Genomic DNA, 12764 nt, shown 5'->3' on the forward strand with positions numbered 1-12764 from the left:
CGCGAAGCGCGAAGGGTTGATTTGCCCCCGCCCGCTTTGAACGACATTCAAGCTTGGAAGGGGCGCCGCCCCGTTCAGGCCAGCCAACCAAAGGAAAACCGATGCCCATCAAATACCTGCACACCATGGTGCGCGTGAAAGATCTCGACGCCTCCATCGCATTTTACAAACTTCTGGGCCTTGTCGAGCGCCGCCGCATCGACAACGAAGGGGGCCGCTTCACGCTGGTTTTCCTCTGCCCCCCGGGCATGGATGATGGCCACGCAGATGTTGAGCTGACCTACAATTGGGACGGCGACGATGCGCTGCCCAGCGACAGTCGCCATTTCGGCCACCTCGCCTATACGGTCGAGAACATTTATGAGACCTGCCAGCACCTGCAAGACAACGGCGTGACCATCAACCGCCCGCCGCGCGACGGGCGCATGGCCTTTGTCCGCTCGCCCGACAATATTTCCGTCGAACTGCTGCAAGAGGGTGACGCCCTGCCCGCGCAGGAGCCATGGGCCAGCATGGAAAACACCGGCCATTGGTAAGGGGTAGCCCCCGCGCCGCCCCGGCGCTGATGAGTGTAGCGCGGGGGGCCTTTCCGCCTCCCGCGCTCGGCCCGCGCTTTTCTGATGCCCTGCCGAAAGCAGAGAGATGATCCGCGCCGCCCTCGCCCTTTTTCTCACCCTATTAGGCACGCAATGGGCCGAGGCCGCCTGTCGGCAGGCACTGGCCCTAGGGCTGGACGTTTCCGGTTCTGTCGATGCGCGGGAGTATCGCTTGCAGATGGGCGGTTTGGCCGAGGCGTTGGACGATCCGCGCCTGCGGGATGCCCTGCTGGCGCGGCCCGGGCATCACGTCGATCTGATGGTCTACGAGTGGAGCGGGTCCAGCGATCAGCGGGTGATCCTACCTTGGACGCCTTTGCGCGATGCGGCTACGCTTGACGATGCCATCACCCTTTTGCCCAGCACCAAGCGGCGCGCGGCGTCGCCCGGCACGGCCTTGGGCGATGCGATGCAATTCGGCGCGCGGCAGTTGGCGGCACGGTCGGACTGCCGGAAGCACACGCTGGATATCTCCGGCGATGGCATTTCGAACTTCGGGCCGCGGCCCCGGGATATACGCGATAGTCTGCAAAACCAGCCCCGCACGCCGCAGAGGCTGACCATCAATGGCTTGGTGATCGGAACAGAAGACGCAGCCCTTGGCGACAGCGGACAGGCCGAGGTCGGCGCGCTGGCGTCATACTACCGGGACGAGGTCATCCTCGGCCCCGGAGCATTCGTTGAGACGGCAGAGGGGTTCGAAGACTACGCTCGCGCCATGACGCGAAAACTCCTGCGCGAATTGGACGGGCGGGCCTATGCCCAGCTCCCCCCTGCCCGCGATCAGTAAATATAGCGGATCTGATCCGTCCAATACCGCTCCATCCGTTTGAGCGAGCGGGTGATATCCTCGATCCCTGCATCCCCCAAGACGCCCTTGCTTTCCATCCCATCCGCATGGCGCGAGAATAGATCGGCCACCACATCGCGGATATAGCGCCCCTTTTCGGTCAGCCGCACGCGCACGGAACGGCGGTCAATCTCGCAGCGCTGGTGGTGCATATAGCCCATTTCGACCAGTTTCTTGAGGTTGTAGCTGACGTTGCTGCCCTGATAGTAGCCGCGGCTTTTAAGCTCCCCCGCGGTGACCTCATTATCGCCGATGTTGAACAAAAGCAGCGCTTGCACGGCGTTGATCTCCAACACGCCGACGCGTTCGAATTCGTCCTTGATCACGTCCAGCAGCAAGCGGTGCAGCCGCTCGACCAGCGACAGGGACTCAAGATAGCCTGCCATGAAACCCTTTATGGCCATCGGCTGCGTGGCGGGGTCTTGAATGCTCATGCGAAATCTCCGGTTCACTTTGTTTGAACCGGAAACTCGCTAAAAAATCAGAATAATTCGTTAAACCCTTTCGGGTTTTCTGAATTAGCCCCGCGCTTCGGCCAATTGCCCGCGGATATCCGCGATCAATCCCGCATATTCGGCAGGTGCCTCGGCCTGTCCGCTGACCCAAAGATAGAGGTCGTGGTCATTCTCGTTCAGCATTTGGTCGTAAAGTGTGAGGCCCGCGTCATCCATCTGCGGCAACCGCGCCTCGGCATAGGCCGAGAGGATCAGGTCCATCTCCTTGATGCCCCGGCGCATAGAGCGCATTTGCAGGCGTTTGATCCGGTGTTCGGGGGCTTCAGCCATCTGCGGGCTCCATCATGAGGCGCCGAATGCGCTTTTCCAATTTGCCGACAGTCTCGGCCTTTTTGAGCAGGTCGCCGCGCAGGGCGCGCATGTCGGCCAGCACTTCTTCGAGGTCCACACGGCGCGCGGTCTCGCCCGCTTCGGGGGCGTCGACGCCCTCGCCTTCGCCATTGATCAGCCACATCATCGAAACGTTGAGCAGCCCCGCCAGCATCGACAGCCGGTTGGCGCGCGGCTCCGACAGGTCGTCTTCCCAACCGCGCAGGGTGGACAGGCGCACGCCCAGCCGTTTGGCCAGCATCGCCTGTGTCATGCCGGTCTGTTCGCGGGCCGCCGCGACCCGGTCGCCAAAGGTGGCGGCCTCGGGGCCGTACCAGTCGATCTCGTCGGTCATGTCTGCTCTCCTGACTACACCCTTGCCGGGTGCGGGGGCGCCCCCTATGAACGTGAAGATATCAATAAGCAACCCGAGGCCGAAATGGAACTGCTGTCCGCGACCCTTAACCGTGTCAAACCGTCGCCCACCATCGCCGTGACCACCAAGGCGGCGGAGTTGAAGGCCGCGGGCCGCGACATCATCGCCCTTGGCGCGGGCGAGCCGGACTTCGACACGCCGCAGAACATCAAGGACGCAGGCATTGCCGCCATTGCCGCGGGCAAGACGAAATACACCGCCGTCGACGGCATCCCGGAGTTGAAACAGGCGATCTGCGCCAAGTTTAAACGCGACAACGGGCTCGACTACACGCCCGCGCAGGTCAGCGTCGGCACCGGGGGCAAGCAGATCCTCTACAACGCGCTGATGGCCACAATGAACCCCGGCGAAGAGGTCGTGATCCCGGCGCCCTATTGGGTCAGCTATCCCGACATGGTGCTTCTCGCGGGTGGCACGCCGGTGATCGCCCCCGCGACGCTTGAGAACAATTTTAAACTCACGCCCGAGGCGCTGGAAGAGGCGATCACCCCCAAGACCAAGTGGTTCATCTTCAACTCGCCTTCGAACCCCACCGGCGCGGGCTACAGCCGCGAAGAGTTGAAGGCGCTGACCGATGTGCTGATGCGCCACCCGCATGTCTGGGTGATGACCGACGACATGTACGAGCACCTCGCCTACGACGGCTTCGAGTTCTGCACCCCCGCGCAGGTGGAACCCGCGCTCTACGACCGGACGTTGACCACCAATGGCGTGTCGAAAGCCTATGCCATGACCGGCTGGCGCATCGGCTATGCCGCGGGGCCGGAAAAGCTGATCGCCGCGATGCGCAAGATCCAGTCGCAAAGCACCTCGAACCCCTGCACCATCAGCCAATGGGCCGCCGTAGAGGCGCTGAACGGTACGCAGGATTACATCGCCGAAAACAACGAGACCTTCGTGCGCCGCCGCAATCTGGTGGTCGAGATGCTCTCGGCCATCGAGGGCATCACCTGCCCCACGCCCGAGGGGGCGTTTTACGTCTATCCCTCCATCGCCGGGCTGATCGGCAAGTCCTCGGCGGCGGGCACCAAGATCACGGATGACGAGGCTTTCGCCACCGCTTTGCTTGAGGAGACCGGCGTTGCGGTCGTCTTTGGCGCGGCCTTCGGGCTTTCGCCGAATTTCCGGGTCAGCTACGCTACCTCGGATGAGGCGCTGAAAGAGGCGTGCAGCCGCATCCAGAGCTTCTGCGCCGGGCTGACGTAAGGGACAACACCATGGCGGGCGATCTTCCCGACTATTACTTCAGGGTCCGCGAGAATGGCGCGGCGGTGTTTCGGCTGGATGCCGCGAACCGCCAGCGCCGGATCGAGATGGAGCAGATCGCCGTCGTCAACATCCGAAACGGAGAGGTAAAGCCCCATGGGCAGCACCGTTTGACCGAGGCCGATCAGGCCGAGATTGCCCGCTGGACCAAGGCTCGCCGCGTGACCCTTGCGGCGCGCGAGATCGATGACATCCACCGCGCGGTGGAGCATTTGAACCTGACCACCCAATGGGCGCAGTCCCGCGCCACGGATGCCGAGCTTGAGGCGGTGACGGATGAGTTGCTGCTGGCGATGCACGACCTGCGCAGCACGCTGGTACGCAAAAAGGCGGATCGGATGGACCGGGGCTGAGGCCTAAACCGCCAGCCGCTTGACGATCACGCCCCAGAAACGCGCATTCAGCAGCAACCCGGCCACCGCGAGCCCTGCCACCAGCCCGGCCCAGATGCCCATGGCCCCGAAGCCCAGCACAAAGCCCAGCAGGTAGGAGCAGGGCATGCCGACGATCCAATAGCTGACCGCGGCCATTACCATCGGCACTTTGGTATCCTGCACCCCGCGCAACAGCCCAAGGGCTACCACCTGCGCCCCATCGACCAGTTGGAACAGCGCCGCCATCACCAGAAGCCCGGTGCCGATGGCGAGGATTTCAGCCCGCGCGGGCTCATCCTCTTGCATGAAGACCGAGATCAGCGGCTCGGGCCAGCCGACAAAGCCAACCATGGTGAGCATCGCAAAGACCAGCGACAGCACGGTCACGATCACCGCGCCGCGTTTCATATGCGGCACGTCGCGGCGGCCATAGGCATTGCCTGCGCGGATCGTGGCGACATTGCTCAGCCCCAGATGTACCATGAAGGTCAGCGAGGCGAGTTGAATCGCGATGCCATGTGCGGCCAGCGGGATCGTCCCCAGCCAGCCCATCATCAGCGAGGAGGCCGCGAAAAGGCCGACCTCGCTCAGCGTGGTCAGGCCAATCGGCAGGCCCAGCGTGAACACCCGCAGCAACATCTGACCGTCCACCCGCCAAAGCCGCACGAACAGGCTGTGCTGCGGCAGGGCGATCAGCACATAGATCACCACCCCGATCAGCGAGACGCATTGCGTCGTGACCGATGCCACAGCCGCCCCCATCACGCCAAGCTCCGGCGCGCCCCAGTTGCCGAAGATCAGCGCGTAATTTGCCAGCGCATTGACCCCGGCGGCCAGCAGGGTGATCCACAGCACCACCTGCGTGCGCTCCAACGCGGCGAGGTAGGATTTCAACACCATCACCAAAAGCGCAGGGAGAATGCCCCAGCCTGCCACTTTGAGGTAATCGCCCGCCCGGTCGGCAAGGTTCGGCCCCTGCCCCAAAAGGTCCAGCACCGCGGGCGACCAGATCATCGCGGGCAGCGCTATCATGGCGAACCCCACCGAGAGCCACAGCCCCATGCGCGTGGCGCGGCGCAGGCCGATCTCGTCATCCTCGGCGTCATAGGCGGCCACCAAGGGCATCACCGCCATGGCAAAGCCCGACCCAAAGATGAACAGGACGAAGAAATAGGTGCTGCCCAAGACCACCGCCGCCAGCGCCTCGACCGAATACCAGCCGAGCATGACGGTATCGGTCACGCCGATGGCCATCTGTGCCAGATGCCCGCCGATCAGCGGCAGGCCGAGTGTCAGGATCGCCCGGACGTGATTGCGGTTGGTCATAGTCTTGCTCATGACACGAGCCTTACGCCGGGTCGCTGCAAAGGGGAAGTGCGGTTTTTACGCTCTGCCATGGGTTTGCGCGGTGTCGATGCCACTGTGTTGCCATGAAATCCTTGCGTCCGCGGCCCTTAACGGCAAAGCTGGTGGCAGGAGGGCTCGCGATGGAACCGACACGGACCGAAACCCGCCGATTGAACGGTCAGGAGATTTTCATTCGCCACTGGGGCGATGAGAGCCTGCCGCCGTTGTTGATGCTCCACGGTTTTCCCGAATACGGCGGCGCGTGGCGTGATCTGGCACCGCTGCTGTGCCAAGACTTCCATTGCATCGCGCCCGACCAGCGCGGCTATGGCCAAAGCAGCGCGCCCGAGGGGATCGAACCCTATGCGATGGCGCATCTCATGGCCGATATGGCCGCTTTGATCGGCGACAGGCCGGTGACCGTCTTGGCACATGACTGGGGGGCCTCCGTGGGCTACGCTTTGGCGATGTTCCGGCCTGAGCTGGTGGCCCGGCTGATCGTGCTCAACGGCGTGCATCCGGTGCCGTTTCAGCGCGCCATGGCCGCAGGCGGGGCGCAGTCGCGCGCCTCGCAATATATTAACGCCCTGCGCGCCGAAGGCAGCGCGGTGCGGCTGGCAAGGGACGATTTCACGGGGCTGCTCGACCTCTTATCCGCCAATATGGACCTCAGCTGGCTGACGCCCGCGCGGCTTGAGGACTACCGCGCGGAATGGGGGCGGCCGGGGCGGCTCAGGGCGATGATCAACTGGTATCGCGCCTCCCCCCTGCAAGTCGCCGCGCCCGGCAAGCCCCTGCGCGACCTGCCAGAATTCCCGGTCGACCGTTTGCGCGTCCCCTGCCCGCATCTGCTGATCTGGGGAACGGAAGACACCGCCCTTCTGCCCGAAGCCACCGCCGGGTTGGAGGCTTTCGCGCCGGACCTCACCCGGGTCGAGATCGAAGGGGCGGATCATTGGCTGCACCACCAAAAACCGTCGGAGGTGGCGGCGGTGCTCGGCTGGTGTGGGCAGCGGCCCTTGTAAAATGGGCGAAACAATGTATATTTAGATATGCATTCAGGAGCCGCGCCATGACCCGCATTCACACCAACCACATCGCCACCATGACCGAAATGCGCGAACCGCATAAGGTGTTAGAACGCTCGGGCGGCAAGCCCGTGGCGGTGATGAAGAACTCGCGCTGCGTGGGCTATTTCGTGCCCGCCGAGGCGACTTTGCAAGAAGAGCCGCGCGTGGCCACGCTGGATGAGGTGATGGAGAGCATTGCCGCCACCCGTGAGCAAACCCAGCCCGTGCTCGACTACCTCAAAGACAAATGACCTATGTTTTGCTTAACGCCGAGCTTGTCGAAACGATTCACGATGCCGTCTTGAACCCCGGCGAACTCGCGGGTCGGGCGCTGGATAAATCTCTCGATGGTGCACTGGGCCGCGTGGACAACAGGCTGGTTTACGGGATGATCGCGGATACCTTCGATCTTGCCGCCGCCTATTGCGTCGCCGTGGCCACCGGTCATGTCTTCAATGATGCGAACAAGCGCACCGCCTATAAGACCATGATCGTCTGCCTCCACCTCAGTGGCATCCGGATCGACCACGACACCATTGAGGCTGGCGATCTGATCCGCGAAGTGGCTCAAGGCCGCATCGATGAAGAGACCCTTGCCGACTGGCTGCGCGCCAAAGCTGGCTAACCGGGGCAAAACAGCAGCCCAAGACAAACCCGCGATTGCCCCCGCCGCGCGGGGCTGTCAAAATGGCCCCCACCCACAAACAAAGAGCAGGCCCGCATGACCGACCTTCTTTCCGGCCAGGAACCCACCGAATACGATGCCTCCTCCATCGAAGTGCTGGAGGGGCTGGAGCCCGTCCGCAAGCGCCCCGGCATGTATATCGGCGGCACGGATGAGCGCGCGCTGCACCACATGGTGGCCGAGGTGCTCGACAACTCGATGGACGAGGCCGTGGCGGGCCATGCCAACCGCATCGAGGTGGAGCTGAACGCCGATTGCTCCGTCACCATCCGCGACAACGGCCGCGGAATCCCGATCGACCCGCACCCGAAGTTCTCGGACAAATCCGCGCTTGAGGTGATCCTCTGCACCCTGCACGCGGGGGGCAAATTCTCCGGCAAGGCCTATCAGACCTCGGGCGGTCTGCACGGCGTGGGCGCCTCGGTCGTGAACGCGCTGTCGGACTCCATGGTGGTGCAGGTCGCGCGCAACCGCGAGCTTTTCGAGCAGCGTTTCTCGCGCGGCATCCCGCAAGGCCCGGTGGAGAAGATCGGCGCGGCACCTAACCGCCGCGGCACCACCGTCACTTTCCACGCTGATGAGCAGATTTTCGGCGCGCACCGCTTCAAACCCGCGCGTCTGCTCAAGATGGTCCGCTCCAAGGCCTATCTCTTCTCGGGCGTCGAGATCCGCTGGAAGTCCGAGATCGAGGACGGCGACACCCCGATGGAGGCGACCTTCCACTTCCCCGGCGGCCTCGCCGACTACCTGCGCGAGACACTGGGCAAGGCCACGACCTATGCCGAGAACCCCTTTGCCGGCACCGTCGAGTTCCAAGAACGCTTCGGCGTGCCGGGCAAGGTCGAATGGGCGATCAACTGGACGCCCGCGCGCGACGGTTTCATCCAGTCCTACTGTAACACCGTCCCCACGCCCGAGGGCGGCACCCATGAAAGCGGCTTCTGGGCCGCGATCCTCAAGGGCATCCGGGCCTATGGCGAGTTGGCCAATAACCGCAAGGCCAAGGACATCACCCGCGACGACCTGATCACCGGGGGCTGCGCGCTGGTCTCCTGCTTCATCCGCGAGCCGGAGTTCGTGGGCCAGACCAAAGACCGCCTCGCCACCACCGAGGCGCAGCGGCTGGTCGAAAACGCGGTGCGCGACCATTTCGACAACTGGCTGGCGGCAGACACGAAATCTGCGGGCGCGATCCTCGACTTTTTGGTGCTGCGCGCCGAAGAGCGGATGCGCCGGAAGCAGGAGAAGGAAACGGCCCGGAAGAGCGCCACCAAGAAACTGCGCCTCCCCGGCAAGCTGACCGATTGCACCAGCAAATCGCGCGAGGGCACGGAGCTGTTCATCGTCGAGGGCGACTCGGCGGGTGGCTCCGGCAAGGGCGCGCGCAACCGCAACACCCAAGCGCTGCTGCCGCTTAAGGGCAAGATCCTCAACGTGTTGGGCGCTGCCTCCAGCAAGCTGACGACCAATGCCGAGATCAACGACCTTTGCGAAGCGCTTGGCGTTGGCATGGGCACGAAGTTCAACCTCGACGATCTGCGCTATGACAAGATCATCATCATGACCGACGCCGACGTCGACGGCGCGCATATTGCCTCGCTGCTGATGACCTTCTTCTTCACCCAGATGCGCCCGCTCATTGACGCGGGCCACCTCTACCTCGCCTGCCCGCCTCTGTTCCGCCTGACCCAAGGCGCCAAGCGGGTCTATTGCCTTGATGAGGCCGAAAAGAACATGTGGCTGGAGAAGGGCCTCGGCGGGAAAGGCAAGATCGACGTCAGCCGCTTCAAGGGTCTGGGCGAGATGGACGCGAAGGACCTCAAGGAGACCACGATGGACCCCGAGACCCGCAAGCTCATCCGCGTGACGGTGGACGAGGACGTGCCGGGCGAAACCGGGGATCTGGTCGAGCGGCTGATGGGGAAGAAGCCGGAGATGCGGTTCGCGTATATTCAGCAGAACGCGCAGTTTGTGGAGGAGTTGGATGTTTGAGGGGAAGAAAAGTTTTTCGGACTATACGGGTAAGATTCCAAGTCTGTTTGAAGCACTGACGAATATGCCAATAGAGAAGTTTAGGGCCAGCGTTAAAGATAAGGGTAAGTCAGGGATATACATACTCTATGAGAACGAGGACCCTGTGTATGTAGGCCGCACCCGAAATTTGGAGGGCCGGTTCCGAGCTCATACAACAAGGTCTCACAATTCCGCATCTTTCGCGTTAAAGCGAACAAGGGCAAAACACCCAGAGATTGCTAAGGCTACTTACTCTTCAGTAAATAGCAGACAAGCAATTGTTGAACATCCGGAGTATGGTCAGACATTTCGCGATGAAATTGATGCGATTAGATCAATGAGTTTTCGATTCTTGGAAGTGCCTGATCCGATCGAGCAATATCTGTTAGAGTTGTATGCAACGATTGAACTGGATCTTGAATTGACGGGTTTCGACTCTCACTAAGAAATAGCGTTACTAGCCAGCCACATCTGTCCGTATCCCCTGCGCCTTTGGCGCATAGCCCCTTCCCCCGATGGGGAAGGGGCTTCCACACAACGATAGGTCGGGACCGCGACAGCAGTTACCTGTACCGTCCGCGATCACCCCAAACTTCCCCCTTGATCCACAGCCTGCCCCGCGCCTAACTCATCCCATGATCCGCGCGCTTCTCCTCTGCCTCATCCTCACCGCCTGCGGCCGGCCGCTGACGGAGAACGAACGCGCCTATCTCGCCACCCTCCACGGCCCCATGCTCGACTACGACCGCGTGCGTCTGCATGATGGCGCGCCCACCCGCGCCGTTACCTTCACGCGCAAGCCACGCCCGCGCACGACTTGTCGCGAGCGTATCTTGCCGCCGCAGGTGGGCGAGACCGTGACCAGCAAACCCGCTGCCGTCGCGCTCTTTAACCATGTGCTGTTCGACAAGGATTGGTATCTCGACGACTACCTGCCCGATCACCCCGACCGCATCGGGCTGATCGCCGCGATGCTGCTGGCGCATGAGGTCACCCATGTCTGGCAATGGCAGAACCGCGACCTCACCGGCTACACGCCCCTGCTCGCGGCCTCCGAGCAGTTCACCAGCCCGGACCCCTACCTCTTCGACGTGGATACCAAGCCGCGGTTCCTCGATTTCGGCTATGAGCAGCAAGGCTCGATCGTGGAGGAATTCGTCTGTTGCCGCGCGCTCGACCCGCAGGCGCCGCGCACCAAGCGGCTGCATGCGATGCTGTCGGAGGTCATGCCCGTGGCCCCCCTGCCCCAGAGCCGCCCCTATGACGTGGGCCTGCCCTGGGACGGGGTCGAGTTAGAAAACATCTGCGGCTGAGTCAGACTGGCACCAACTGCCCCGCGTCGAGCCGGATTTGCCGGTCCATCCGGGCCGCCAGTTCAAGGTTATGCGTGGCGATCACCGCCGAAAGCCCGGTGCCGCGCACCAGCGCCATCAACGCGGCAAAGACCTGATCCGAGGTCGAAGGGTCGAGGTTGCCCGTGGGCTCATCCGCCAGCAGAAGCCGCGGCGCGTTGGCCAGCGCACGGCAAAAGGCCACCCGCTGCTGCTCACCGCCCGACATAGCAGCGGGGCGATGATCGGCGCGCTCGGCAATGCCGACCTGCATCAGAAGCTCCTGCGCCCGCGCCTCGGCCGTCTTGCGCGCCACGCCATTTGCCAGCTGCGGCAACACGATGTTCTCCAGCGCCGTGAACTCGGGCAGCAGGTGGTGGAACTGGTAGATGAAGCCCACATCGGCGCGGCGCACGGCCGTGCGGCGGCGGTCGCTCTGGCCCGTCAGGTCATCGCCCCCGATCTCCACCGTGCCGCTGTCGGCGGTGTCCAAAAGCCCCGCGATATGCAGCAGCGTCGACTTGCCCGCCCCAGAGGGTGCGACCAGCGCGACCACCTCGCCGGGGGCCACCTCAAGGTCGATGCCGCGCAGCACCTGCACCTCGTTCGGCTTGCCGGGATTGTAGGCCTTGGAAATGCCGCTCAGACGCAGGACGGGATCATTCATAGCGCAGGGCCTCCACCGGGTTCATCCGCGCCGCGCGGCGGGCGGGAAAGATCGTGACGACGAAGGACAGGCCAAGCGACAGCGCCACGGCCGAGAGCACGTCGCCCAGTTGCAGTTTCGCGGGCAGGAAATAGATGCCCCGGATCGAGGCATCCCAGGCATTGCCGCCGCTGAGGTAGTTCACGAAGCCGAAGATCTGGTCGACGTAAGTGGCAAACAGCACCCCTAGCACCACGCCCGCCGCGGTGCCGATGATGCCCGTGAAGGCCCCGCAGATGAAGAACACCCGCAGCACCGAACCCTCACTGAGCCCCATGGTGCGCAGGATGCCGATGTCGCGGCCCTTGTTCTTGACCAGCATGATCAGCCCCGAAACGATGTTCATCGCCGCGATCAGCACCAGAACGCTGAGGATCACGAACATCACCCGGTCCTCGATGTCGAGCGCCGAGAGGAAGGAGCTTGAGGCGTCGCGCCACGTCCAGACCTGCGCACGTTCACCCGCCGCCTGCATCAGCGCGGGCGCCATGGCATCCACGCCTTCCGGGTCTTCGACCATGACCTCCAGCTCATCCGCCACGCCCTCGCGATTAAAAAAGCTCTGCGCCTCGGTGATCGGCAGGTAAACCCGTGTTTTATCAATGTCGTAGCGCCCGGCAGAGAAGATATAGACCACCTCATAGGCATTGACCCGCGGGCTAGTGCCAAAGGCGGTCTTTACCCCGTTGGGCGAGATCAGCTTGACGCTATCGCCCACCTGCACGCCCAAGGACTGCGCCACGCCGCTGCCGATGGCCATGCCCTCTTCAAAACGCGTGATGTCACCGAAAGAACGCTCCGAAGGCTGGATGCCGGGGATGGTCATCAAATCGTCCGAAGCGATGCCGAAAACCTCAACCCCTGCGTTCGACTGGCGGCGATTGGCCATGACCTGTTGCCGCACCAGCGGGGCCACACGGGTCACGCCTTCGACGGCTGCCACCCGCTCGGCCATGGCCTCGTAATCGTCGATGGTGCGGTCGATCTGGCCGTTGGGCAGCACCTCCCCCATCGTGTAGACGGTGACATGGGCATTGGCCCCGAGGATCGTGTCGACGAACTCAGCGCGGAACCCTGAGCGGACCGAAAGCGTGGCGATCAGCGCAAAGACCGCCAGCGTGATGCCGATGAGGCTGATCCACGTCATGACGCTGACGCCCCCTTCGGCGCGGCGGGCGCGCAGGTAGCGCCAAGCGATCATCCATTCAAAGGCCGCGAATGGGGCGGTACGTGTGGGTTTGCTGGCCATGTGGGAAGGCTCCGGTC

At 63.2% G+C, this 12764-nt stretch carries 16 protein-coding genes; 10 read left to right on the forward strand and 6 right to left on the reverse strand.

The annotated features are described in order from the left end of the window. Positions 1 to 101: 101 nt before the first annotated feature. Together ACGYKA_RS01355 and ACGYKA_RS01360 are read left to right on the forward strand one after the other, a co-directional pair. Positions 102 to 536 carry a VOC family protein gene (locus ACGYKA_RS01355; RefSeq protein ID WP_067262125.1) on the forward strand — a complete coding sequence of 145 codons (435 nt, stop codon included), beginning with the start codon at positions 102 to 104 and terminating at the stop codon, positions 534 to 536. A gap of 106 nt (positions 537 to 642) precedes the next feature. After that, positions 643 to 1386, forward strand: coding sequence for a DUF1194 domain-containing protein (locus ACGYKA_RS01360; RefSeq protein WP_394409942.1), 744 nt, complete (start codon positions 643 to 645; stop codon positions 1384 to 1386). On the opposite strand, the gene ACGYKA_RS01365 is transcribed toward ACGYKA_RS01360, so the two are convergent. The 3 genes from ACGYKA_RS01365 to ACGYKA_RS01375 all read right to left on the reverse strand — a co-directional run bounded on the left by ACGYKA_RS01365 (position 1380) and on the right by ACGYKA_RS01375 (position 2625). Further along, entirely contained in the window at positions 1380 to 1880 is a 501-nt protein-coding gene (locus ACGYKA_RS01365) for a MarR family winged helix-turn-helix transcriptional regulator (protein WP_067262129.1), read from the reverse strand. The genes ACGYKA_RS01360 and ACGYKA_RS01365 overlap by 7 nt on opposite strands. Before the next feature lie 84 nt (positions 1881 to 1964). Continuing rightward, the gene (locus tag ACGYKA_RS01370; protein ID WP_209219028.1) at positions 1965 to 2231 is read right to left on the reverse strand and encodes a succinate dehydrogenase assembly factor 2; all 267 of its coding nucleotides are present in this window, start codon (positions 2229 to 2231) and stop codon (positions 1965 to 1967) included. Continuing rightward, positions 2224 to 2625 (reverse strand): multiprotein-bridging factor 1 family protein, encoded by a 402-nt coding sequence (locus tag ACGYKA_RS01375; protein ID WP_394409939.1) that lies wholly within the window; start codon positions 2623 to 2625, stop codon positions 2224 to 2226. Before ACGYKA_RS01375 ends, ACGYKA_RS01370 begins: the two co-directional genes overlap by 8 nt. Positions 2626 to 2709: 84 nt before the next feature. Here ACGYKA_RS01375 and ACGYKA_RS01380 point away from each other — a divergent pair, with 84 nt between their 5' ends. Further along, positions 2710 to 3912, forward strand: coding sequence for a pyridoxal phosphate-dependent aminotransferase (locus tag ACGYKA_RS01380; RefSeq protein WP_394409936.1), 1203 nt, complete (start codon positions 2710 to 2712; stop codon positions 3910 to 3912). An 11-nt stretch (positions 3913 to 3923) separates the two neighbouring features. Further along, the gene (locus ACGYKA_RS01385) at positions 3924 to 4325 is read left to right on the forward strand and encodes a hypothetical protein (protein WP_394409933.1); all 402 of its coding nucleotides are present in this window, start codon (positions 3924 to 3926) and stop codon (positions 4323 to 4325) included. A gap of 3 nt (positions 4326 to 4328) precedes the next feature. Here the strand turns inward: ACGYKA_RS01385 and ACGYKA_RS01390 are convergent, their stop codons facing one another. Continuing rightward, entirely contained in the window at positions 4329 to 5684 is a 1356-nt protein-coding gene (locus ACGYKA_RS01390; RefSeq protein WP_394417233.1) for an MATE family efflux transporter, read from the reverse strand. A 149-nt stretch (positions 5685 to 5833) separates the two neighbouring features. Between ACGYKA_RS01390 and ACGYKA_RS01395 the strand changes: the two genes are divergently transcribed. From ACGYKA_RS01395 to ACGYKA_RS01420, 6 genes are all read left to right on the forward strand, one after another. Then, a complete protein-coding gene (locus ACGYKA_RS01395) occupies positions 5834 to 6718 on the forward strand; it encodes an alpha/beta fold hydrolase (protein ID WP_394437741.1) in 885 nt (294 codons plus the stop codon). 47 nt (positions 6719 to 6765) lie between these two features. After that, a complete protein-coding gene (locus ACGYKA_RS01400; RefSeq protein WP_067263649.1) occupies positions 6766 to 7014 on the forward strand; it encodes a hypothetical protein in 249 nt (82 codons plus the stop codon). Beyond that, on the forward strand, positions 7011 to 7388 hold the full coding sequence (locus ACGYKA_RS01405; protein WP_394417226.1) for a type II toxin-antitoxin system death-on-curing family toxin: 378 nt from the start codon (positions 7011 to 7013) through the stop codon (positions 7386 to 7388). The genes ACGYKA_RS01400 and ACGYKA_RS01405 overlap by 4 nt, the downstream gene beginning before the upstream one ends. A 96-nt stretch (positions 7389 to 7484) precedes the next feature. Next, a complete protein-coding gene (gene parE, locus ACGYKA_RS01410; protein WP_394417223.1) occupies positions 7485 to 9440 on the forward strand; it encodes a DNA topoisomerase IV subunit B in 1956 nt (651 codons plus the stop codon). Next, positions 9433 to 9906, forward strand: a complete 474-nt coding sequence (locus ACGYKA_RS01415; RefSeq protein ID WP_394409924.1) for a GIY-YIG nuclease family protein — start codon at positions 9433 to 9435, stop codon at positions 9904 to 9906. The genes parE and ACGYKA_RS01415 overlap by 8 nt, the downstream gene beginning before the upstream one ends. Positions 9907 to 10096: 190 nt before the next feature. Then, entirely contained in the window at positions 10097 to 10774 is a 678-nt protein-coding gene (locus tag ACGYKA_RS01420; protein ID WP_394409921.1) for a hypothetical protein, read from the forward strand. A 1-nt stretch (position 10775) separates the two neighbouring features. Here the strand turns inward: ACGYKA_RS01420 and ACGYKA_RS01425 are convergent, their stop codons facing one another. Together ACGYKA_RS01425 and ACGYKA_RS01430 are read right to left on the reverse strand one after the other, a co-directional pair. Continuing rightward, on the reverse strand, positions 10776 to 11459 hold the full coding sequence (locus ACGYKA_RS01425) for an ABC transporter ATP-binding protein (protein ID WP_394409918.1): 684 nt from the start codon (positions 11457 to 11459) through the stop codon (positions 10776 to 10778). Further along, positions 11452 to 12747, reverse strand: coding sequence for a lipoprotein-releasing ABC transporter permease subunit (locus ACGYKA_RS01430; protein ID WP_394409915.1), 1296 nt, complete (start codon positions 12745 to 12747; stop codon positions 11452 to 11454). The genes ACGYKA_RS01425 and ACGYKA_RS01430 overlap by 8 nt, the downstream gene beginning before the upstream one ends. Positions 12748 to 12764: the final 17 nt, after the last annotated feature.

The sequence above is a fragment of the Sulfitobacter sp. 1A15106 genome (genome assembly GCF_043556995.1).
Taxonomy (GTDB): Bacteria; Pseudomonadota; Alphaproteobacteria; order Rhodobacterales; family Rhodobacteraceae; genus Sulfitobacter; species Sulfitobacter faviae.